Origin of the sequence: Clostridium sp. HBUAS56010 (assembly GCF_007115105.1) — a bacterium.
GTDB lineage: Bacteria > Bacillota > Clostridia > Lachnospirales > Lachnospiraceae > Lacrimispora.
Genome location: NZ_SULJ01000004.1, coordinates 244,208 through 266,004 on the forward strand (window position 1 = coordinate 244,208; position 21,797 = coordinate 266,004).

16 protein-coding genes are annotated in these 21,797 nt (G+C 42.3%); 3 read left to right on the forward strand and 13 right to left on the reverse strand.

Annotated features, from left to right (window positions below; translation table 11 throughout):
• Positions 1-9 precede the first annotated feature (9 nt).
• The 11 genes from holA to gap all read right to left on the reverse strand — a co-directional run bounded on the left by holA (position 10) and on the right by gap (position 14,782).
• Positions 10-981 (reverse strand): DNA polymerase III subunit delta, encoded by a 972-nt coding sequence (gene holA / locus FAY33_RS09225; protein ID WP_143320931.1) that lies wholly within the window; start codon positions 979-981, stop codon positions 10-12.
• Positions 965-3,415: a ComEC/Rec2 family competence protein gene (locus tag FAY33_RS09230; protein ID WP_143320932.1), complete on the reverse strand. Its 2,451-nt coding sequence runs from the start codon at positions 3,413-3,415 to the stop codon at positions 965-967. Before FAY33_RS09230 ends, holA begins: the two co-directional genes overlap by 17 nt.
• A 56-nt stretch (positions 3,416-3,471) precedes the next feature.
• Positions 3,472-4,452, reverse strand: a complete 981-nt coding sequence (locus FAY33_RS09235; RefSeq protein WP_347562674.1) for a GerMN domain-containing protein — start codon at positions 4,450-4,452, stop codon at positions 3,472-3,474.
• Positions 4,453-4,466: 14 nt separating this feature from the next.
• Complete coding sequence (locus FAY33_RS09240) at positions 4,467-5,909, reverse strand: ATP-binding protein (RefSeq protein WP_143320933.1); 1,443 nt, start codon at positions 5,907-5,909, stop codon at positions 4,467-4,469.
• A 27-nt stretch (positions 5,910-5,936) separates the two neighbouring features.
• Positions 5,937-6,803: a DegV family protein gene (locus FAY33_RS09245; RefSeq protein ID WP_143320934.1), complete on the reverse strand. Its 867-nt coding sequence runs from the start codon at positions 6,801-6,803 to the stop codon at positions 5,937-5,939.
• Between the two features lie 10 nt (positions 6,804-6,813).
• On the reverse strand, positions 6,814-8,595 hold the full coding sequence (locus FAY33_RS09250; RefSeq protein WP_143320935.1) for an ABC transporter ATP-binding protein: 1,782 nt from the start codon (positions 8,593-8,595) through the stop codon (positions 6,814-6,816).
• 8 nt (positions 8,596-8,603) lie between these two features.
• The gene (locus FAY33_RS09255) at positions 8,604-9,851 is read right to left on the reverse strand and encodes a hypothetical protein (RefSeq protein ID WP_143320936.1); all 1,248 of its coding nucleotides are present in this window, start codon (positions 9,849-9,851) and stop codon (positions 8,604-8,606) included.
• A gap of 146 nt (positions 9,852-9,997) precedes the next feature.
• Positions 9,998-11,536, reverse strand: coding sequence for a 2,3-bisphosphoglycerate-independent phosphoglycerate mutase (gene gpmI, locus FAY33_RS09260; RefSeq protein ID WP_143320937.1), 1,539 nt, complete (start codon positions 11,534-11,536; stop codon positions 9,998-10,000).
• Between the two features lie 69 nt (positions 11,537-11,605).
• Entirely contained in the window at positions 11,606-12,358 is a 753-nt protein-coding gene (tpiA, locus tag FAY33_RS09265) for a triose-phosphate isomerase (protein WP_143320938.1), read from the reverse strand.
• Positions 12,359-12,443: 85 nt separating this feature from the next.
• A complete protein-coding gene (locus tag FAY33_RS09270) occupies positions 12,444-13,655 on the reverse strand; it encodes a phosphoglycerate kinase (RefSeq protein WP_143320939.1) in 1,212 nt (403 codons plus the stop codon).
• 95 nt (positions 13,656-13,750) lie between these two features.
• Positions 13,751-14,782, reverse strand: a complete 1,032-nt coding sequence (gene gap, locus FAY33_RS09275; RefSeq protein ID WP_143320940.1) for a type I glyceraldehyde-3-phosphate dehydrogenase — start codon at positions 14,780-14,782, stop codon at positions 13,751-13,753.
• A 368-nt stretch (positions 14,783-15,150) separates the two neighbouring features.
• On the opposite strand from gap, the gene FAY33_RS09280 reads away from it, so the two are divergent.
• Genes FAY33_RS09280 through sdaAA form a run of 3 tightly spaced genes read left to right on the forward strand, consistent with a single transcriptional unit; the run spans position 15,151 to position 17,545 of the window.
• Positions 15,151-15,948 (forward strand): histidinol-phosphatase HisJ family protein, encoded by a 798-nt coding sequence (locus tag FAY33_RS09280; protein WP_143320941.1) that lies wholly within the window; start codon positions 15,151-15,153, stop codon positions 15,946-15,948.
• Between the two features lie 30 nt (positions 15,949-15,978).
• Positions 15,979-16,638 (forward strand): L-serine ammonia-lyase, iron-sulfur-dependent subunit beta, encoded by a 660-nt coding sequence (sdaAB, locus tag FAY33_RS09285; RefSeq protein ID WP_143320942.1) that lies wholly within the window; start codon positions 15,979-15,981, stop codon positions 16,636-16,638.
• A 28-nt stretch (positions 16,639-16,666) separates the two neighbouring features.
• Entirely contained in the window at positions 16,667-17,545 is an 879-nt protein-coding gene (gene sdaAA, locus FAY33_RS09290; RefSeq protein ID WP_143320943.1) for an L-serine ammonia-lyase, iron-sulfur-dependent, subunit alpha, read from the forward strand.
• A gap of 70 nt (positions 17,546-17,615) precedes the next feature.
• Here the strand turns inward: sdaAA and argH are convergent, their stop codons facing one another.
• Both argH and FAY33_RS09300 read right to left on the reverse strand, forming a co-directional pair.
• The gene (gene argH / locus FAY33_RS09295; RefSeq protein WP_143320944.1) at positions 17,616-18,989 is read right to left on the reverse strand and encodes an argininosuccinate lyase; all 1,374 of its coding nucleotides are present in this window, start codon (positions 18,987-18,989) and stop codon (positions 17,616-17,618) included.
• Between the two features lie 21 nt (positions 18,990-19,010).
• Complete coding sequence (locus FAY33_RS09300; protein WP_143320945.1) at positions 19,011-21,788, reverse strand: YfhO family protein; 2,778 nt, start codon at positions 21,786-21,788, stop codon at positions 19,011-19,013.
• Positions 21,789-21,797: the final 9 nt, after the last annotated feature.

Below are 21,797 nucleotides of genomic sequence, written 5' to 3' on the forward strand. Positions count from 1 at the left end.
TAGAATAAATCAATATTTATGAGTCAGCAGCAGTTCTACCGCAATCCGGTCTCCCAGTTTTCCTGTTTTAACCGCTTCTTCTGCATCCACACACAAGGTTACATAAGATAATATATCTTCTTTGGAAAATGACCTTGCCTGAGGCATAATCTTTCCTGCTGCAAAAGGAGGAATCTTGAGCTTCGAAGCAATGCCGCTTTTATCCACGCCCTTTCCCATCAGCTCCTTTACCTGAAGCAACTGGTTAAACTGGCGGGCAACCAGGAAAAGAATTCTCATGGGAGGTTCTTTTAATGTAAGCAAATCTTCATACAGATCCATGGCTCTCTTGGTCTGCCGGCTGACGATGGCAGAAACCATTTCAAAAATTTTATTGGTGATTCGTTCCGTACAGATAGCCTCCACATCCTCAGAGGTAATTACATCTCTTCCCAGGGTATAACTGATGAGTTTCTCCAGCTCCATACGGATATTTTCCATATCATCTCCTGTTTTGCTGAGAAGCAGCTCCATGGTATTACCTGTAATCTTCTTTCCCTCTCTGGAAAGAATCGTACCTGCCCATTTACCAAGCTGTTTCATATCCTGGCGCTGCATCTCACAGGCATAGCCAAGCTCTTTTACTTTTTTATACATCTTGTTCCGCTTGTCCACTTCTGATTCTACAAATAAAAGGCAGGACGTGTCGGGAATCTGGGGAAGATAAGCTGCCAGTTCCTCTGCAGAGCTTTTAAAAAAACCGCTGTCTTCAATCAGAATAAGACGTCTTTCTGCAAAAAAAGGCATGGTATCTGCCAGACTGATCAGTTCCCTTACATCAATTCCTTTTCCCTCAAACTGATTGAGATTAACCGTATCGCCTTCCGTTATGGCAGCTTTCATTCTGTTTTTATAGCTGTTCTTTAAAAATGTTTCCTCTCCATAAATGAGATAAACCGGCTTAAAGCTACGATCCTGCATATCCTTATTTAACGTCTGCATGATATGTTTCCTCTCCTTTTTTCCTTCTTTTATTATACCCATGGAATCCGTCTCCGTCAATGTAAGTGGAAAAATGAACTCTTTTTCCATCGGTCCACAGCCGGATGGCACCGCTTTCTCCTGTCTTAAATACTTCAGCGTTCAGATCTTCCAGACGCTCTAATACTTCCCTATGAGGATGTCCATAAGTATTACGTTCCCCATAAGAAATAACAGCCCAGCGGGGAGATACCACCTGGAGAAATGGTTCACTGGAAGAATTCTTTGATCCGTGGTGAGCCGTCTTTAATACGTTAATGATAGAAAGCCCCTTTTCTCCCACACGCTCCAGCAGACGTTCCTCCTCCTTCTCTCCCATATCTCCGGTAAAAAGCATATGGCAGTCTCCATAATCCATCCGGAGCACTTCCGACTGCCCATTAACCGTATCTGCCACATCATCTGTTCCAGGATAAAGACAGGCAATCTTTAATCCTTCCACGGAAACCCCATCTCCTTCTTTCAGATAGACCACTCTGGTTCCCCTCTTTCGTGCAAGCATATCCAGATTCTTTATTTCCTTATCTTCCTTTCCCTGATACGGAAGCATCACAGTTTCAATCTTCACATCTTCACTTTCTTCCAACAGATACCGTACTCCGCTTAGATGATCCAGATCTCCATGGCTTATAAACGCATAAGTAATGACAGAAACTCCAAGACTTTTAAGACAAGGTTCTAACGTGTACTCTCCCAGCGATTTCTTAGAAGAACTGCCTCCATCTACAAGAATCACAGAAGTCTTTGTGCGCACAAGGATACCGTCCCCCTGACCTACATCAAGAAACAGAACCTCTAATCCCCTGATTGGAGCCGGTATAAAAAATAACATGCAGCATCCATAGACAATAAATAAAAGGAAAAGACGTCTGAGGCAGGAACTTATGGGTTCCTGTTCCTCTTCATTCTGATCTTTTTTCTGTTTTTCTTTTCTTCTCCGCATCGTATAAGCCAGATGTAAAAGAAAAAGAACAGCCAGAACAAAAGATCCATAGCCAATTAACCGCTCTGGTCCAGGTCTTCCAAAGGTCAGATTGTAAAAGGGAAGTCTGGCAAACCATTTACAGGCGAATTCATAAAAGGTAAGAATATAATTTCCAATTCCAGCCGCATAAGTCCCAAGAACCGGACAAAAGCTTCCAAAAAAGATCACAGCCAGACCAGAATAAACAACACCGTCCATAAGGGGGATTGCTAAGAAGTTAAGAAAGATTCCATAAAGAGGTAACTGATAGAAGTGATAAAGAATCACCGGAAGTGTAACCATCTGAATGGCGATTGAAGTGGATATTGTCCGGGCAAACAGTTTTTCTGTTCCTACCCAGTCAGCGATTACAGGCATCACACCGCCAATGGCAAATACAGCACCAAAAGACAATTGTACTCCGCCCTGCATGAGAATAAAAGGAGATTGAAATGACAAAAGAATAATTGCAAAAGATGCAGAAGACAGAAGATCATATGTTCTTCCAAGATAAGAAGCATAAAACCCAAGAATCATCATGATTACAGCCCTTGCCACCGATGGAGAATTGCCGGTTAACAGCCCGTAGAATACTACAACCACAGAACTAAGGACTCCTGCCAGACCATAACCAAGACCAGCCCTTCGAAAAATCCGATAGAAGAACAGTCCAATGACTGACATGTGCATACCGCTGATGGCTAAGAGATGGGCAATCCCATTTTTCTGATACAGATCCTTGATCTCTTTTGCAACTCCCTCTTTATCGCCAATCACAGAAGCCACAAAAATTCCAGCTTCTTTTTCCCCAGTCAGCCTGTAAAAAGTCCCGATAATCCACAATTTTGCCCGTCTTATCCCCTCAGGCACTACATCTTTCTGACTATTTACAATGGAAAACTCCTGGCCATAAATTTTCATATCCAGGTTCATTGCCTGATAAAACTTTTTTGAGTCGAACTCTCCGGGATTCCTGGGTTTTGTAAACCGTTTCCCCGTTCCCCTTAGGAAAATGGTCTCTCCAACTCCCAGAGCTTTCATAGAGGGCGCTTCTCCCTCTTTTTCTTTCTGTTTATAATCCTGAATGGTTACAAGCAGCCCATGGATCTGAATGCCTTTTTGAGCCTTTTTTCCTTTGTCGGCTGCTTTCCACAACCGGTTATCTTTCATGGAAAGTTTTAGAATCCCATCTGATTCTTCAATTGAAGTAATTCTTCCAAGAATCTCAAGCTCCTGATCTTCCAGTTCTTTTGTTTGTTGATCTCTTTTCTCCCAGTTATTTTGCTGTATCTGGGTCCAGCCGGCACCCAGGAACAGACAGATCAGAGGCAGGAACAAAAAGCGAAAATCTCTGCCTCTCAAATAACCATATAAAATCATTCCGGCAACAAGTAAAGCCGGAATCGTAAGCCATGATGTCAGACCCAGCAAAGCGGCAGTCTCTCCAAGTACAAATCCCCCTGCAATCAGACATAATGGACGTTTTATTATTCATTTCCTCCTGTTTCACTTATTGCTTCTTCATTTTCTGCATTGTAATCCAGATTCCGTTCAAATAACTGATTCAAAGAAATGGAATCCCGGAACATAAATTCCTGAGAACCATTGACTGTAATCTGTACCTTATTGATTGAAGTTACAGCAGCCAGAGAATTGACAATCGAATAAATGGGAATATATTCCTTTACTTCCAGGGTGTTATTTAAAAAGGAAGAATCAAAGTTTATATAGCAGACATTTTCATTCACTGACACATTGAGAAGTTTTGTCTCTTTCGGCAAGGTGGGATTTAATCCCGGTCTTCCAGGTCCGCTGATCAATTGTTCAATAACCAGCTTCTCAAGAGATGAATTCACATTATGAACCACTTCCCTGGTTTCCCGCTCCAGCTTCTCTCCCGTCTGGTCAGAAAAATACAAAACCAGTTCCGTCTTTTCATAGGAATTGACGTTACTGATGTTATCAATAAAATCAGCATTTGCCATGGGACCTACCGGGCTGCCCGAATTATCCATCAGAGGCTGCTCTGCCGTATAGAGCACCACATAATCCACCCCTTTGATCTGGGTCAGAGTTCTGACTAAAGAAGCTCTGCACAGAATCTCCCTGGTGTTGTTCATCATGGCATAATTATTATCAAAATACAGATAAAGTACCTTATCCTCCAGTTTATACCGTTCAAATCCCACTTTGTCAGGCACTGCTGCCTGCCGGTCTAAATCATTGGGTACGGTACGAAGCTGTTCCAACAGATTCATAATCTCCCAGTCTGTCTGCGCTTGTTCATAATCCTCTGGTTTCTCCGGCAGCACATAATCCTGTGGCTCCATTCTGGTCATTGCTGAATTCAAATAATAAATCTTATATTGTTCCACCTTATTCTGTTCTAAGGGATTCCTTCTCTCACAGCCAGTGAGACAGAGTGCCATAACCAGGAGAATTAAGTATACCGTTCTTCTTTTCATCATCTTCTCCTCCTGTTTTATGAAATATAAGTAAGAGGTATCCGGACGGTAAACGTGGTTCCCTCTCCTTCCTTACTTTGAAGTTTCAATGCTCCCTGATGCATCAGTATGATCTTCTTTGTAATCGACAGACCAAGACCTGTTCCTCCGGTTTCCCTGGACCTTGCCTTGTCCACCCGGTAAAAGCGTTCAAATACATGTTCCTGGAATTCTTCTGGAATTCCAATTCCCGAATCAGCCACTTTTACATAGAAAAATTTATGGTCCGCATCAAGGGTAACCCGTACCCAGCCGCTTTCCACATTATACTTAATGGCATTTTCCACCAGATTGCTGAGAGCCAGAGAGAGTTTCATCTCATCCACATCTGCAGTCACCTCACGAATGCTCTCAAAGATCAGCTCGACGTTACGCTTTCCTGCAATTGGACGAAGTCTTTTTAAAATCAGTTCCATCAGACCGTTGATGTTAACCTGGGCAATATTTAAATTCCCACCGGAAGTTTTGTCCATGCGCACAAGAGCCAGAAGGTCATCAATGATCTTGCTCTCCCGCTCAATCTCGACAGAGATATCACTCATAAACTCCCGGTACAGCTCTACCGGAACTTCCTCCATTCCAATGAGTGAATCTGCCAGCACACGGATTGATGTAATGGGAGTTTTCAACTCATGGGAAACGTTTGATACGAATTCCTCTCTTGACTGATCCACTGCCTTAAGTTTTTTCAGCGTAAGATTAATGGAATCCGTAATCTTCATGGTTTCCTTATAAGCATGGGAACTTATGGTTTCATCCAGATTCCCTTCTGCCGACCGGTCAAGAAGCCTTTGTAGTTCCTTAAAAGGCTTCATAATCAGCTTTGCAATAAGCGCAACCACAATGGCAAGAATGGACAGAATCATCAGGTTTAAAAGAGCACCCTTTTCCGATACATCAGAAACCCGGCTAATGAGATCCTCACTGGAAGCCGTAACAATCATCACGCCTTCAATCTCTTTGTCCTGGCTATTGGAATAGATCGGTATGGTGAGAGCCGAATAACGCTTTTCCGGATTATATTTGTTGGTATTTTCTCCGTTAAAACACCGGATCACTTCTTCTGACACATTCAGTCTTCCAAGGGAAAGAGAGAACGTGTCGCTGATGATTCTGAAATTCCGGTTAATGACCGCAATCCTTCCATTAAACATGTCGGCTTTCACGGACATCTCATTGTCCAGCAAAGGATCTTTGGGTTCCATGGTCAAATAGCCGCTTCTGGTCATCTTATTGCTTAAAATCCAGCACTGATTCTGAATATCCTGCATCCTGGATTCAATCAGACTTTGCCGGTAAGAACTGAGTAAAACGGGATTCTGAATAAAAACCGGGATACTTCCTACAATGAATAAAACAATAATAAGGGTCACACGCAGGCTTATGGTGTGCTTTATCTGAAAAAACTTAAACGGAAACATATCCGCATACCTCCAACTTCATCCCCGTCACAGTTCCAGATTTTTCGTACAGGCAATGGCAAGTGCACCGGAACCAGTGTGGCAGCATACACTTAATGATAAATGATCCACATAAATCTCACCTGTTTCTGGAAACAGCTCTTTCAATTCCTGTTTCAGTTCCAGAGCCGCCGCTTCATTGTTGGAATGAACAACAGCAATCTTTGTATGCTTCCCATACGGATCATGAAAACGTTCTGCCATGTCCTTTTGAATCGCTGTAATCATGATGCTCCTTGCCTGTTTCATGGTTCTGGCTTTTGCATGAGCATCTAATTTATCTCCCTGAATGGTGAGCACTGGTTTAATCTTTAAAAGTGATCCGATCATGGCAGCAGCAGGAGTAATTCTGCCTCCCTTTTTTAAATGTTCCAGTGTGTCCACTGTAATATAAATCGTGGACTCCATCTTAGTCGCTTCCAGCTTCTCCTTTATTTCACTGCCCGTCATTCCTGACTCTGCCATCTGCTTTGCATCAAGAGCTGACTGCCTTAAAGTAACAGATATTCGCTGATTGTTGACAACAAAAACTTTTCCTTCATAATCTTCCGCCAGCAACAGAGCCGTCTGACACGCACTGCTTAAACCGCTTGACATGGGAATATGAACAATCTGATCAAAGTCTTTTAGTATCTTATTCCATAGATCCAATATGTCTGCCGGAGAAGGCTGGGAAGTGGAAATATCCACTCCGCTGTCCAGCTTTTCATAAAATTCACTCCTGCTCAAACTCACATCTTCATAAAATGTCTCTCCGTTCATCATAAACGGCATGGGCACTACATAGATACCAGCCTCTTCTCCCTGCTTCTGGGTCATTCCGCTGTTACTATCTGTGATGACTGCTACTTTCATATCTTCTCCTCTATTCCTCAATCTCAGCACCCTGTTCCTGTTCCCTTACAGAAGTATAAAGCTGATAATACATTCCACGTTTTTCTAACAATTCTTCATGATTGCCTTCCTCTATGATCTTACTGTCAGAAAGAACCAGAATCCGGTCTGCATTCTGAATCGTCGTAAGGCGGTGTGCAATGGTAAGAGTGGTACGTCCCTTTGACAGCCGTTCTAAAGACTGGGATACCACCTGCTCGCTCTCATTATCCAGGGCAGAAGTTGCCTCATCAAGAATCAGTACCGGTGGATTTTTCAAAAATACTCTGGCAATGCTGATCCGCTGTTTCTGACCACCGGAAAGCTTGACTCCCCGCTCGCCTACATAGGTATCGTATCCTTCTTTCAGCCCCAGAATAAATTCATGGGCACCTGCCAGTTTTGCTGCCTTATAAACATCTTCTTTGGATGCCCCCGGACAACCGTATTCAATGTTCTCAAAAACAGTGCCGGAAAAGAGATATACATCCTGCTGGACAACTCCCACAGCCCCTCTGAGACTTTCCAGCGTCACCTGTCTGATATCCTGTCCATCAATGAGAATCTTTCCTTCTGTTGGATCATAAAAACGGGGAATCAGATTACAAAGGGTCGTCTTTCCACCGCCGGAAGGGCCTACGAGAGCCACTTTCTCTCCCGGTCTGATCTCCAGATCAATATGACTCAATACGGAATTATGATCATCCGGATATTCAAAAGACACATCTTTTAAAGAAATGCTTCCTTCTACCTTTGTGAGAGGAACTGCCCCTTCTTCATCAAAGATATCCACATCTGCATCCATAAGCTCAATAAAGCGTTCAATTCCCGTGGTTCCTCTCTGGAACTGTTCCGCAAACTCAATGATTCTGCGGATGGTGGTTAAAAGGGTGCTGACGTAAAGAGTATAAGCAACCAGATCTCCTGGTTCAATCAGTCCCTTAATCATGAAAATACCGCCGGCAATAATAACCACCACATACATCAGTCCGTCAAACATGCGGATGGTGTTCTGGAATGCAGCCATATATTTGTAAGTGGTTCTCTTAATATTTAAGAACTCCTGATTATCCTGGTTGAACTTTTCAATCTCAATCTTTTCATTGGCAAAAGCACGAACCACACGGTTTCCTAAAAGACTGTCTTCAATCCTGGCATTTAATTCACCGATATGGTTTCTCTGATGTTTGAATGCCCTCTTCACCTGCAGGTTAAAATAGATACAGGAAACTGCCATAACCGGAATTAATAAGAATATAATGAGGGTCAAAGGAAGGCTGATTCTTGACAGAATGATAAAAGATACCAGAGTCTTTATAAATGCAATAAAAAATTCTTCCGGACAATGGTGGGAAAACTCGGTCACGTCAAATAAATCACTGGTGATCCTTGACATGATCTGCCCTACTTTGGTGTTGTTAAAATAATTATCAGACAGCTTCTGCAAATGAGAAAATGCATCCTGTCTCATGTCGGTCTCAATGGCTGCTCCCATAACATGTCCGGTATAAGCCATATAAAAACTTGCCAGCCCATCAATAATCCGAAGGAGGAAATAAATCATACCAATGCTGACAATGGTCTTAACCGACAAGGAGGCTAAATCTCTTAGCCCCTGATTGGTTATGTAGCGCAGCATCAGCGGCAGCACCATCTCACATATGGTGGTCAGGGATGCACAGAATAAATCCATGACCATAATTTTAGTGTATTTTCTATAATAAGGCACAAAACGTCTCAGTAATGCGCCTGTTTTCATCTCTTTTTCTTTCATATTATCCTCTACTCTGTAATTTTAATATTCTTTATCAGCTCCATTGCCCAGTCTTTTTCTCCTGGCTGTCTGCTGATAATATTTATATTCATACGCTGCTCTTTATAAATAATCTGAGCGGATACTCCATAAAGAACTTCATCTTTTTTCTCTTCTGGTTTATAAACGGCGGCTCTTGCTTTCGCATCCCCAATGTCAAAATCAAGCATCTCCTCCACACTTCCCTGTTCAAACCATTGCTTTTTAAACTCCGCCTGGCGTCCCTCAAAAACCGCAGCATAAATATAATAATCATGCCCCCCGTACAACGTTCCGTCAAAATAGTGGTCCATGACTCCAGGATTGTCTTCATCATATAAAAAATTCCCTGGAATGCCAAAACTCATATTCCCAATCTTACGGTAAATCAGGTTTTTCCGGCATCCAATAAAGCCCTCTTCCTCAATCGCACTGGTCCCGGAAAGCTCAATGGGTGTATGGGAATCAAGCTCACAGACCTCCAGATACTCTTTCTTTGGGAAAGGAATACCCGGTTCCATCCGGATTGCCTTTTCCAGAAGTTCTATGATGGCAGAGTTAACCTCCTGATCCTGTTCACTCCGCTTTGACGGCATAAAATAGCAAAACTGATTTAATAAAACCAGCCCGCTGTTTCTGTAAAACCACGCATCTTTCTCCAATTCGTTCCACACAAAAAAGTCTCTGGCAAACGCCACGCTCATGCCAGAATTCGCCATTCCTTTCAGTTCCTTTAATGAAAATGCCCGAATATGGGTAATCAGTTTTTCTTTCTGCCGCTCCGGTATGTAGTAGACTGCAGGCCAGCAAAACATATACTCTTCACCCTCATCCCACTTCGATACCAGATCCACAAGCTGTGAAAACCACTGATAAAAGTACTTCTGCCTCATGCCAAGAAAATCCCGTCCGATAAAATACCCCGTCCGGTCTTCTACTTTCAGCTTTAACCGCTCTTTCCCTGCAAGACGTTCCAAAAATTCAATTACTGCTGCATGAAACCCGGGTCCTGCTATATTGGTCTGACTCTCCCCTTGAAACTTATTCCGATTCCATTTGAACCAGATATAGCCTTCGGGACAGAACTGCACCAGTAAAAAGCCTTCCAGCCGGTAACAATGATATCCCATCTCCTCTACCAGATTCCTTGTCATCCGTTCTGCATTCTGCCTGCTCCACACAACTCCGGAGAAAATCTTCCTCTTTGGTTCCAAAGAAAATCTGATTCGAATACTCATCTGAAACCCTTCCTAACATATCTTTATCTATTCTATCTTATTTCTGTTAGAAATGGAAGCCCAAAATATTGGAGGACGAAATCTTCTTCTGGTTAAAATAAGGGCTTTCCAGTAATCTATACCGGAAAGCCCCCACTTTTAGTACTTTATTTTATGATCAATGATTTTCCTGTCATCTCTTCCGGCTGCTTCATACCCATAAGTTCAATTAAAGTAGGAGCAATATCTGCCAGGCAACCGCCTTCCCGAAGCTTGTAAGAAGGATCAGCATTTACCAGAATAAATGGTACCGGGTTGGTGGTATGTGCGGTAAATGGCTCTCCTGTCTCATAGTCCAGAAGCTGTTCTGCATTTCCGTGATCTGCACAGATAAAGAGCACTCCATCGGTTTCTTTAATGGCATCTACAACCTTACCGACACAGTTATCAATGGTTTCAATTGCCTTAATGGCAGCAGACTCAATGCCTGTATGACCTACCATATCCGGATTTGCAAAGTTGACAATAATCACATCATATTTACTGGATCTGATTGCATCTGTCAGCTTTTCGCAGACAATAGCAGCACTCATCTCTGGCTGGAGATCATAGGTGGCAACCTTTGGAGAAGGAACTAAAATCCTCTCTTCTCCCTTATTCGGCTCTTCCACACCGCCGTTAAAGAAGAAAGTTACATGGGCATACTTTTCCGTTTCGGCAATTCTCGCCTGAGTTAAATCATGATCAGCAAGGAACTGGCCAAATGTATTGCTTATAGACTCTTTCTTAAATGCAACCAGCTTATGCTGAATCGTCTCATCATAATTAGTAAAGCACACAAACGTGAGATCAAGGCGTCTGCCTCTTTCAAATCCTTTGAAATCATCATCACAGAAAGCTCTTGTCATCTCTCTTGCCCGGTCAGGACGGAAGTTAAAGAATATAACCGAATCATGATCAGATACAACAGCAAGCGGTTTTTGGCCTTCTGTTACAACAAGAGGTTCTACAAATTCATCATATACTTCTTTATCATAAGAAGCCTGGATACCTGCAGTGGCTGATTCAGCATAATTGCCTTCCCCTTTTGCCAGAGCATTGTAAGCCCGTTCCACACGGTCCCAGCGGTTGTCACGGTCCATAGCATAATATCTGCCTGCGACAGACGCCACTTTACCAACACCAATCTCTTTCATCTTTGCTTCCAGTTCCTCAACAAACCCTTTTCCGGAAGCTGGAGGTGTATCACGTCCGTCTAAGAAACAGTGTACATAAACTTTTTCAAGACCATTTCTCTTAGCCAGCTCCAGCAACCCATAGATATGGGTGTTGTGGCTATGCACACCGCCATTTGAAACCAGTCCCCACATATGAAGGGCAGATCCATGCTTCTTACAGTTTTCCACTGCCTGTAAAAACTCAGGCACACCATAGAAATCACCGTCTGCAATGGACTTGGTTATTCTTGTAAGCTCCTGGTATACGATTCTTCCGGCACCCATATTGAGATGTCCTACCTCGGAATTTCCCATCTGTCCATCGGGAAGACCTACGGCAAGACCGCTGGCATTGCCCTTTACAAACGGACACTGGCTCATTAACTGGTCCATAATCGGTGTCTTTGCTTCACAGACAGCGTTATGTTCACAGGTATCATTTAATCCATAACCATCAAGTATCATTAATACAACTGGTTTTTTACTCATAACTGGTTCTCCTTTTCCTTAAAAAAATGCCGACCCTGGTAATTTCAAAACAGAGCCGGCAGAATTCCTTTATTTGTTATAATTAACAATTGATCCAAACTCCGGCTTTAAAGAAGCTCCGCCTACCAGACCACCGTCAATATCCGGCTGTGCGAATAATTCCGGTGCACTCTTTGCAGATACAGAGCCGCCGTATTGAATGCGGATAGCTGCTGCAGTCGCTTCATCATAGATCTCACCAATGCAGGCGCGGATTGCACAGCAGACTTCCTGTGCCTGTTCGGTTGTTGCCACTTTTCCGGTTCCAATTGCCCAGATCGGCTCATAGGCAATAACTGCCTTTTTCGCCTGATCGGCTGAAACATTTAAAAATGCAATCTTAATCTGCTGGCGAATCCAGTCAATGGTGATTCCCTGCTCTCTCTGAGTCAGAGACTCTCCGCAGCAGACAATCGGAGTAATATCATATTCAAACGCTTTCAACACCTTTTTATTTACAGTTTCATCAGTTTCTGCAAAATATTCTCTTCTTTCAGAATGTCCTAAAACTACATATCTGACACCGGCATCTTTTAACATTACAGGTGAAATCTCCCCGGTAAAAGCTCCCTTGTCTTCATAATACATATTCTCTGCACCGATGTTAATGTTAGAACCTTTTGCAGCTTCCATGGCTGGTATAATATCAATAGCAGGCACACAGAAAACAACATCCACTTCATCACTTGCTACCAGAGGCTTTAATGTATTCACAAGCTCCACAGCTTCTGTTGGAGTCATATTCATCTTCCAGTTTCCTGCTACAATTTTTCTTCTTGACATGCAATTACCTTCTCTCTCCTCATCATACATCAGGTTGAACCTTCTGCTTTAAAAGCCCGGACGTAAACGCCCGGGCAGGGAACTACTACTGATTATCCGCTGCTGCTACACCTGGCAGTTCTTTTCCTTCAAGGAACTCTAAGGATGCTCCGCCGCCTGTAGAGATATGTGTCATCTTATCAGCAAAACCAAGTCTCTTCACTGCATTAACGGAATCACCTCCGCCGATTACGGTTGTTGCATCAGAAAGATCTGCAACAGCACGGCATACTTCTAAGGTTCCTTCTGCAAAGTTAGAGAACTCAAATACGCCCATGGGACCGTTCCATACAACGGTCTTAGCGCCCTTTAAGGCATCTTTGTAAAGGTCAATGGTCTTTGGTCCAATATCAAATCCTGACCAGCCTGCATCAATGGTCTCCACAACTTTTCGTTCTGTATCGTTAGAGAATTCTTTTCCTTCTACGTTATCAACAGGAAGAAGCAGTTTTACTCCCTTTGCTTTTGCCTTCTCAATCATCTCAAGGGCATAGTCAACTTTGTCTTCTTCGCATAAAGAGTTCCCGATCTCCTGGCCAAGAGCCTTTAAAAAGGTATATGCCATACCGCCGCCGATGATTAAGGTATCTACCTTATCAAGAAGGTTATTGATTACATTGATCTTATCAGAAACTTTTGCTCCGCCAAGAATTGCAACGAAAGGACGTACCGGATTCTCCACTGCCTGACCAAGGAATTTAATTTCTTTTTCCATCAGATATCCAACAACATTGGTGGAAGTATATTTGGTAACACCCACATTAGAACAATGTGCTCTGTGAGCAGTACCAAATGCATCATTAACAAAGATGCCATCGCTGAATGAAGCAAGTTCTTTTGCATATACATCTGCAGCTTCATCTTTGCCGTACTTTGTCTCTTCTACTCTGTAACGGGTGTTTTCAAGTAAAAGCACTTCACCGTCTTTTAATCCAGAAGCAACCTTCTGAGTCTCTTCTCCAGTTACTTTTGGATCATTTACAAATTTTACGGAAACGCCAAGTCTCTCACTTAAAGCTGGAGCAACCGGCTGTAAGGACAACTCTTTTAAAGGCTCTCCCTTTGGTTTTCCTAAATGGGAGCAGAGAATTACTCTTGCACCCTGATCTAATAATTTCTTAATAGTTGGAATGGCTCCGTCAATACGGTTGTAGTTCTGGATCACTCCATCTTTTAACGGCACATTAAAATCACATCTTACTAAAACTTTCTTTCCCTTTAATCCTGTTAAATCATCAACTGTCTTCTTGTTAAGCATACTTGAATGCTCCTTTCCAATATGGTGTATACAATATAATTATAAAATAATAAAAGGGTCCGGTCCTTAAAACGACCGGACCCTTTCGTGGATCATTAGCCTAATTCAGCAAAGTACTTAATTGTACGAACCATCTGGCTTGTGTAAGAATTCTCGTTGTCATACCAGGAAACAACCTGTACCTGATACAGATCATCACCGATCTTGGAAACCATAGTCTGAGTAGCATCAAACAGAGAACCAAATCTTGTACCAATGATATCAGAAGATACGATCTCATCTGTGTTGTATCCGAAAGATTCGCTTGCTGCTGCCTTCATAGCTGCATTAACACTTTCTTTTGTTAAATCTGTGCCCTTAACAACTGCTACTAAGATTGTAGTAGAACCTGTAGGAACTGGAACACGCTGTGCGGAACCGATTAACTTACCGTTTAATTCCGGAATAACCAGACCAATTGCTTTTGCAGCACCGGTAGAGTTAGGAACGATATTAGCAGCACCTGCTCTTGCTCTTCTTAAATCACCTTTTCTGTGAGGTCCGTCAAGGATCATCTGATCACCTGTGTAAGCATGAATTGTGCTCATGATACCAGACTGAATCGGAGCATAATCATTCAGTGCTTTTGCCATAGGTGCCAGGCAGTTGGTTGTACAGGAAGCAGCGGAGATAATCTTGTCATCTGCTGTTAATACTTTCTCGTTTACGCTGTATACGATGGTTGGAAGATCATTACCAGCCGGAGCAGAGATAACAACTTTCTTAGCGCCTGCTGTGATATGAGCCTGTGCTTTGTCTTTTGATGTATAGAAACCAGTACACTCTAATACTACATCAACACCGATCTTACCCCAAGGAAGATTTGCAGCATCTTTCTCAGCATAAATTTTGATGTTCTTTCCATCAACAGTAATAGAATCGTCTGAAGCTTCAACTGTATGAGCATTCTCGCCGTAGTATCCAGCATATCCGCCCTGTGCAGTGTCATATTTTAATAAATGTGCTAACATCTTTGGATCTGTTAAATCGTTAATTGCTACTACTTCATAGCCTTCTGCACCAAACATCTGTCTGAAAGCAAGGCGTCCAATACGTCCGAAACCGTTAATTGCAACTTTTACTGCCATAATTCAATTCCTCCTAAGAATAAAATTGATGTGATTGTTAAATAATAATCAACTACCTTTTATTTTACCTAATATGTGAATAAATAGCAAGTCCTTTTTTGAAATTATCGAACCTTGCTTATTATTCACAATCACTTGGTCCTGTGCCCATAAAAAACTGTACTATTTTCACATTTTCTAAACATCTTCATCTATTATAATCCTCTTTTTTGATTTCATACATCCCTTAAAATCAAACAATTTAATTTGTAATGTATGATACATAAATTATAAGGTTTTTCATTTATTAAAGAAACCTGCCCCTTGTCCTCATTGCTTTTCTTACCTGTTTTGATTATAATAAATCTAATTTTTGAAAGGAGACTCTTATGCTGCCAGATTACCATTTTCACACCTTATTTTCCGGAGACTCTGAAACACCGGTACGGGCACAACTGGACCAGGCTGTCAGACTTGGAATGAAATCTCTCTGTGTCACCGATCACCATGATTATGATGTGGATTCTGATATTGATTTTACGCTTGACATCAGTCAATATTTTCAGACCATGACCCGTTTGAAAGAAGAATACAAAAAAAAGCTGGATCTCAGAATCGGAATTGAATTGGGTCTTCAAACCCATTTAAAAGAGTATTTTCAAGAATTGTTAGCGGCTAATCCGTTTGATTATGTCATCGGTTCCACTCATTTTATTAACCGCAAAGATCCAGTTTATCCAGAGTTTTTTGAAGGCAGAAAAGAGGAAGAAGCATATCTTCAATACTTCCAGGTCACACTGGATAATCTGAAGAATCTAACCACCTATGATACTGCCGGACACATGGATTACATTATTCGTTACGGTCCAGGCAAAGCGGATAACTACCACTATAAACAGTACCGTGATGTCTTTGATGAGATTTTAAAAGCAATTATTTCAAATGGCAAAGGAATCGAATGCAATACCGCCGGTTTCAGAAAAGGAATCCACCAGCCAAACCCAGGGAAAGAAATCTTAACCCGTTACCGAGAACTGGGCGGAGAGATCATCACCCTTGGATCAGATGCCCATATTCCAGAAGACATGGGAGCCGATTTCGACAGGGCAAGAGATCTTTTACTCTCCTGCGGATTTGCTTATTATACAGAATTCAAACAGCGGAAACCTGAATTTAAACCTCTATAGAGAAAAAATCTTGAAATTTGGAGAAACAACATGAACGTATTTGATATCATAGGCCCTGTCATGATTGGACCTTCCAGTTCTCACACTGCCGGTGCTGCACGCATTGGCAAAACAGCAGCTTTGCTCTTAGGTGCTCCCGTCTCCCATGCAGATATCTTATTCTCCGGCTCGTTTGCAAAGACATTCCGGGGACATGGAACGGACAAGGCGATTGTAGGCGGCATATTAAAAATGGACCCCTGGGACCCTAAGATCAAAACCAGCCTGCAAATAGCCGAAGAAATGGGAATTGCCATCTCTTTTCGCACAGGAACCATTGAAAACGCCCATCCCAATACGGCACTTATCACCTTAACTTCCGCTGAAGGAAACACCATTAAAGTCCAGGGTGCATCCATTGGTGGCGGTAATATTGTTATTAACAATGTAAATGATATGGAAGTTAATTTCACCGGGCAAAAAACCACTTTAATCGTAATGCACCAGGATGTCCCCGGAATTATTGCCCATGTAACCAATTTAGTGGCTGAGGAGAATGCCAATATCTGTAACTTCCGGCTGAACCGGGAAGAAAAAGGCGGACTTGCGATTATGACACTGGAAATGGATTCTGATTTCAGTGAATCCTTACTTGTAAAGCTTAAGAAGATTCCTCACATCTATAACACCATATTACTTAAATTGAATTAACAGAAAGCACAAACCTTAGGAGATACACATGAAACTAAAATACAACAGTGTGGAAGAATTGGTGAATGCCTCTCTTTCAGCCAACAAAAAAATATCAGAAATCGTTTTAAAAGATCAGGCTGATGATATGGAACTGACGGAAGATCAAGTCTATGCTGCCATGGAACATAATTTTCAGGTTATGAAAGAATCTGTTAAAAATGGCATGGAGAAGACACTTCGTTCCGCCAGCGGATTATCCGGTGGTGCCGCGTTTCGTTTAAAACAGGCAGTGGATCAGGGCAGGAATCACTATGGACACCTTCTGGGCAATGCCCTGAGCATGGCTCTCGCTGTAACAGAATACAATTCCTGTATGGGACAGATTGTGGCAGCCCCTACAGCCGGTTCCTGCGGTGTCATTCCTGCAGCTCTGATATCTGTTATGGAAGAATATGAGCTTCCAGAACACCATATTGTCATGGCACTGTTTACTTCTTCTGCCATTGGCATGGTTATTGCAAAATGTGCCAGCATTGCAGGTGCAGAAGGCGGATGCCAGGCAGAAGTAGGCTCTGCCTCTGCCATGGCGGCTGCAGCTCTTACCGAAATCTTTGAGGGAACACCTAAGATGATCTCCGACAGTTGTGCCATTGCCTTAAAAAACACCCTGGGTCTGGTATGTGATCCGGTGGCAGGACTGGTAGAAGTGCCCTGCATCAAACGCAATGCCATGGGAGTTGCCAATGCCTTTACAGCCTCAGAACTGGCTCTTGCAGGCATTGAAAGCGTCATCCCTGCAGACGAAGTCATTCTGACCATGAAACAGGTAGGGCAGCAGATGCCTTCCACTCTCAGGGAGACCGCTGAAGGCGGACTTGCTGCCACTCCCACCGGATGCCGGCTGTGTAAAAAAATCTTTGGATAAGAAAAAAAATCCATATCAGAAATTGCAGGTTCAATGAATCTCTTCCTCATTTCTGATATGGATTCTTTTTTTACTGTGCCAGCTTCTTTTTATAGATCTCAATAACTTTTTTCATGGCTTCCTGACCTGGTGCTCCAATGGTCATTCTCTTTTCCACGCAAGTCTTTAAACTGATGGCATCATAAATATCCTGTTCAAATACGGGACTGATTGCCTGATATTCTTCTAAAGTCATATCATCCAGCGCAATTCCCTTTTCAATACAAAACAGTACAAGCTGTCCTACCACTGCATGGGCATCCCGAAATGCCACTCCATGATTCACAAGATAATCGGCTGCATCCGTTGCATTGGTAAATCCATTCTTTGCACTTGCCTCCATCACATCTTTTCTAAAGGACATGGAAGAGATCATTCCGGTAAACAGAGCAAGACAGCCCTTTACCGTATCAATGGCATCAAAGGTCAGTTCTTTGTCTTCCTGCATGTCCTTATTATAAGCAAGAGGAATTCCTTTCATTGTGGTCAGAATGGATACCAGGGCACCATAGACCCGTCCTGCTTTTCCTCTGATCAGTTCCGCAATATCCGGATTTTTCTTTTGGGGCATGATACTGCTTCCAGTGCTATAGGAATCATCAATCTCCACAAAGCGGTATTCATTGGTATTCCAGATAATAATCTCCTCACAGAAACGGCTTAAGTGCATGGAAATAGTAGACAATGCACTTAAAAGTTCAATGAGGTAATCCCGGTCTGCCACAGAATCCATACTGTTTAAAGTAGGACCATCAAATCCAAGAAGCTGTGCTGTATATTCCCGGTCCAGAGGGTAGGTTGTACCTGCCAGTGCTCCAGACCCCAGGGGGCAATAGTTCATTCTCTTTCTTATATCCGAAAGTCGTGAGTAATCCCGGTCAAACATTTCAAAATAAGCACCCACATGATGAGCCAGGGTAATAGGCTGTGCCTTCTGCAAATGAGTAAACCCCGGCATATAGGTATCCAGATGTTCTTCCATTAAGGTTAAAAGTTCTTTTAAAAGGCTTTTTAACAGTAAAGAAATTTCATCAATTTCATCTCTTGTATAAAGCTTCATATCAAGGGCAACCTGATCATTTCTGCTCCGTCCCGTATGAAGACGCTTTCCAGCCTCTCCAATCCGTTCCGTTAATACTGCCTCAATAAAAGAATGAATGTCTTCATGCTCCGGAGTGAATGTAAGAATTCCCTCTTCCAAATCTTTCCGGATTCCCAAAAGTCCTTCTACAATCTGATCTCTGTCCTGCTGGGTAAGAATCCCCTGTTTTGCCAGCATCTTTACATGAGCAATACTGCCTTCAATGTCCTGGTGATAAAATTTCTGATCAAAGGATAATGAAGCATTAAAATTGTGTACAAGCTGATTCGTCTCCTTTGTGAAGCGTCCGCCCCATAATTTCATAATTATTTCCTCTTTTCGCTGTTAGTTGTTTGTGTGAACCCGCATATGGCTGTTCTTTTTTCTGTTCTTAAAGGAAACACCTGCAATTCCAAGTAAAATAAGTATACTTCCTGCTGTAATGGCACTTCCCGTCTTTAATCCCTGAGGCATATATTCCAGTGTCACTTCATGGGTTCCCCCTGTCATGTGTACACTTAAAAACGTATCAAAAATCTTATAGGAATCCACTTTTTTCCCATCGACTCTGACTGTCCAGCCTTTGTCATAAGGAATACTTAAGAATAACAGACCTGCCCGTTCAGTCTCAACAGTCCCTGAAATCTTTGTATCGGTCCATGCCGTAAGCTTCATGGAACCTTTATTTAAGATATTATAGACAGATTCAAGCCCCTCCGGTACAAACCGGTAAGCCACTGCAACCAGATCCTGTTCATTTTCTTCATTGCTAAGCGTCACCGGCTCTTTACCCTTTAAGAATCCAAGATCCAGCAAATATCCCCGGCTTATATTGTCAAAGCTTTTGGTTCTTTCACCCAAAAAGGCATTTACTTTTTCCACCTTTTTATTGCTTACATATACATAATAATTCCCATCTGCTTCCGGAGTAAACTGAAAACTGGTTCCTTTTATCTCACTGGGTACTTCTTCAAGAACCGGTTTGGCTCCTAAAACTACAGACAGATCATTTTGAACTGCCGCCGGATTGGTCAAGTCAAGCTGCCAGTTATTCTCAAGATCATAAGGCATCATAAATCCCAGGGACAAAGCATAAGTATTCTGCCTTAAATACATCTCATCTCCTGCCCCTAATAAGGTGGATATATCCTCCTGCCCTTCCACATCTTCTGAGTAAAGCCCGTACTTCACTGCAAACAGGGCGTCTACCAAAGGAGTGCTTCCTGTAATGCTGTAGGCATTGGTAGAGCTTTCACACCCTATCTTTTTGAAGAACTTAGTCAGGTCTGCGTTAGCCGTTGAAGAAAACAGGGAAACGGTGGGGAAATTAAGCCATGCACCATCGTTCTTGGTTTTTCTGGTCACCTTTTCAATCCGATAAAAAGAATCATTAGGCACCAGACTGGCAGCCAGTTCCGATGATTCCTTATTATCCTTCATATAACTGGTTCTGCTGGTGGTGGTCACACTGGTTACAGTGGTATTGACTGCCGCCTCTAACGAGACAACCAAAAGCGCAACTAAAACCAGAACATTTCTGCTGATTCCTCGCTGGAACAGGCGGATAAGACCTGCATAAGCTGCCAAAAACAAAAGTGCCACATAAAAAACAGAAAAATGAAATGCGTCATCAGTCACCAGCTTCTGAGCCATTAAAATGAAAATGACAGAACCAAAGAATGCCAGCACAATATGTTTCCAGGGCGTCTCATGCAGATGGGCATAAGCATGATAACAGACCATCAGCATTAAAAATATATAAATAAAGGACTGTCTGCAGGGAAGACTATTGGGATAATGAAATCCATGCCATATAAAATTCAGCACATTCACGGAAAAACTCACAAAGAAAAAGAGCAGTAAGGAACACATTATAATCTTATCTTTCTGACGTATCTTCCGGTTGCCAAGGTATAACAGGAAAAACATTAAAATAGCAACTCCACAGTATAAATTAGGCCAGTGATCCAGCCCGATCTCTGTCTCCACTGCCGGAAGATGTCTGGCGATCATATCAAAGATGGAAAAATAAGAACTAAACGTCTGAGGAAAATTCACATTTCCGGAAGCAGTCATCTGCAGCGCATAAATCTCAGGCAGCAGGACAATGGCAGCAAGACCTCCCGCTAAAAGAGAATATAAAGCAAAATCCCCTGCGTTTCTCACATATCCTTTCCATTGCTTCTTCCCTTCTAATATAAGAAGAGAGATGAAATAAAGCACCATAAAAATACATATCATAATTGAAATGTAATAATTTGACAATATTGATAACCCCAGAGTTATGCAATATAAAAAACATTTCTTTTCCTTTACCAGTCGTTCCAGTCCCAGCATAATCAAAGGGAATAACAGGATGCAGTCAAGCCACATAATGTTCCAACTGTATGCCGCCATATAACCGGACAAGGCATAAAAGATTCCAAAGAAAGCAATACCAAAATCATTCGTCTTAAAATGCTTCCGTAAGTACCAGGAAAAAGTCAAACCACTCAATCCGATCTTAAATACAATCATATAAGTCATAAACTCTATGACATAATTCTTTGGACATAAGACCAGAAGCCAGTTTAAAGGGCTTGCCAGATAGTAAGCATAAAGGGCTGCAAAATTCACGCCCATACCGATATCCCAGCTATAAAGCAAACTTCCTCCGTGGGTCAGCTTATGACGAAACTCGGAAAAAAACGGTGCATACTGATGATACATATCCGTCCTTAAAAAGCTTTCCTCTCCAAATGGAAAGATACCTCTTTGAGCGAATATAATGATCATTATCACCATTGGTACAAAAAAAGCTGCAAGAAGTCCATCAGCAGGGCGGATCAGACTGCCGCCTTTTGATTCCGCTTTCCGACGTCTGCGTCTCCTGTCCGTCTTCTCTTCCAGGTCTGTTTTTTCTGTCTCTGTCTCCATCTCCTGGTCTAAATCTTCCAGTTCCAATGGTTCCTCTTCTTTGTATTGTTCTTCCAGTCTATCTGCAGAAAGTATTTCTTTTACTTCCTCCTGCTCAGAAGAACCCGTTTCCATAACTTCTGTGATATCTTTATTTTCATCTGATGTCATTTTTAGCATATCCTCTAGTTCTTTAGATATCTTTTCAATCTCGTCATCGTGTTCCATTTCATTTAC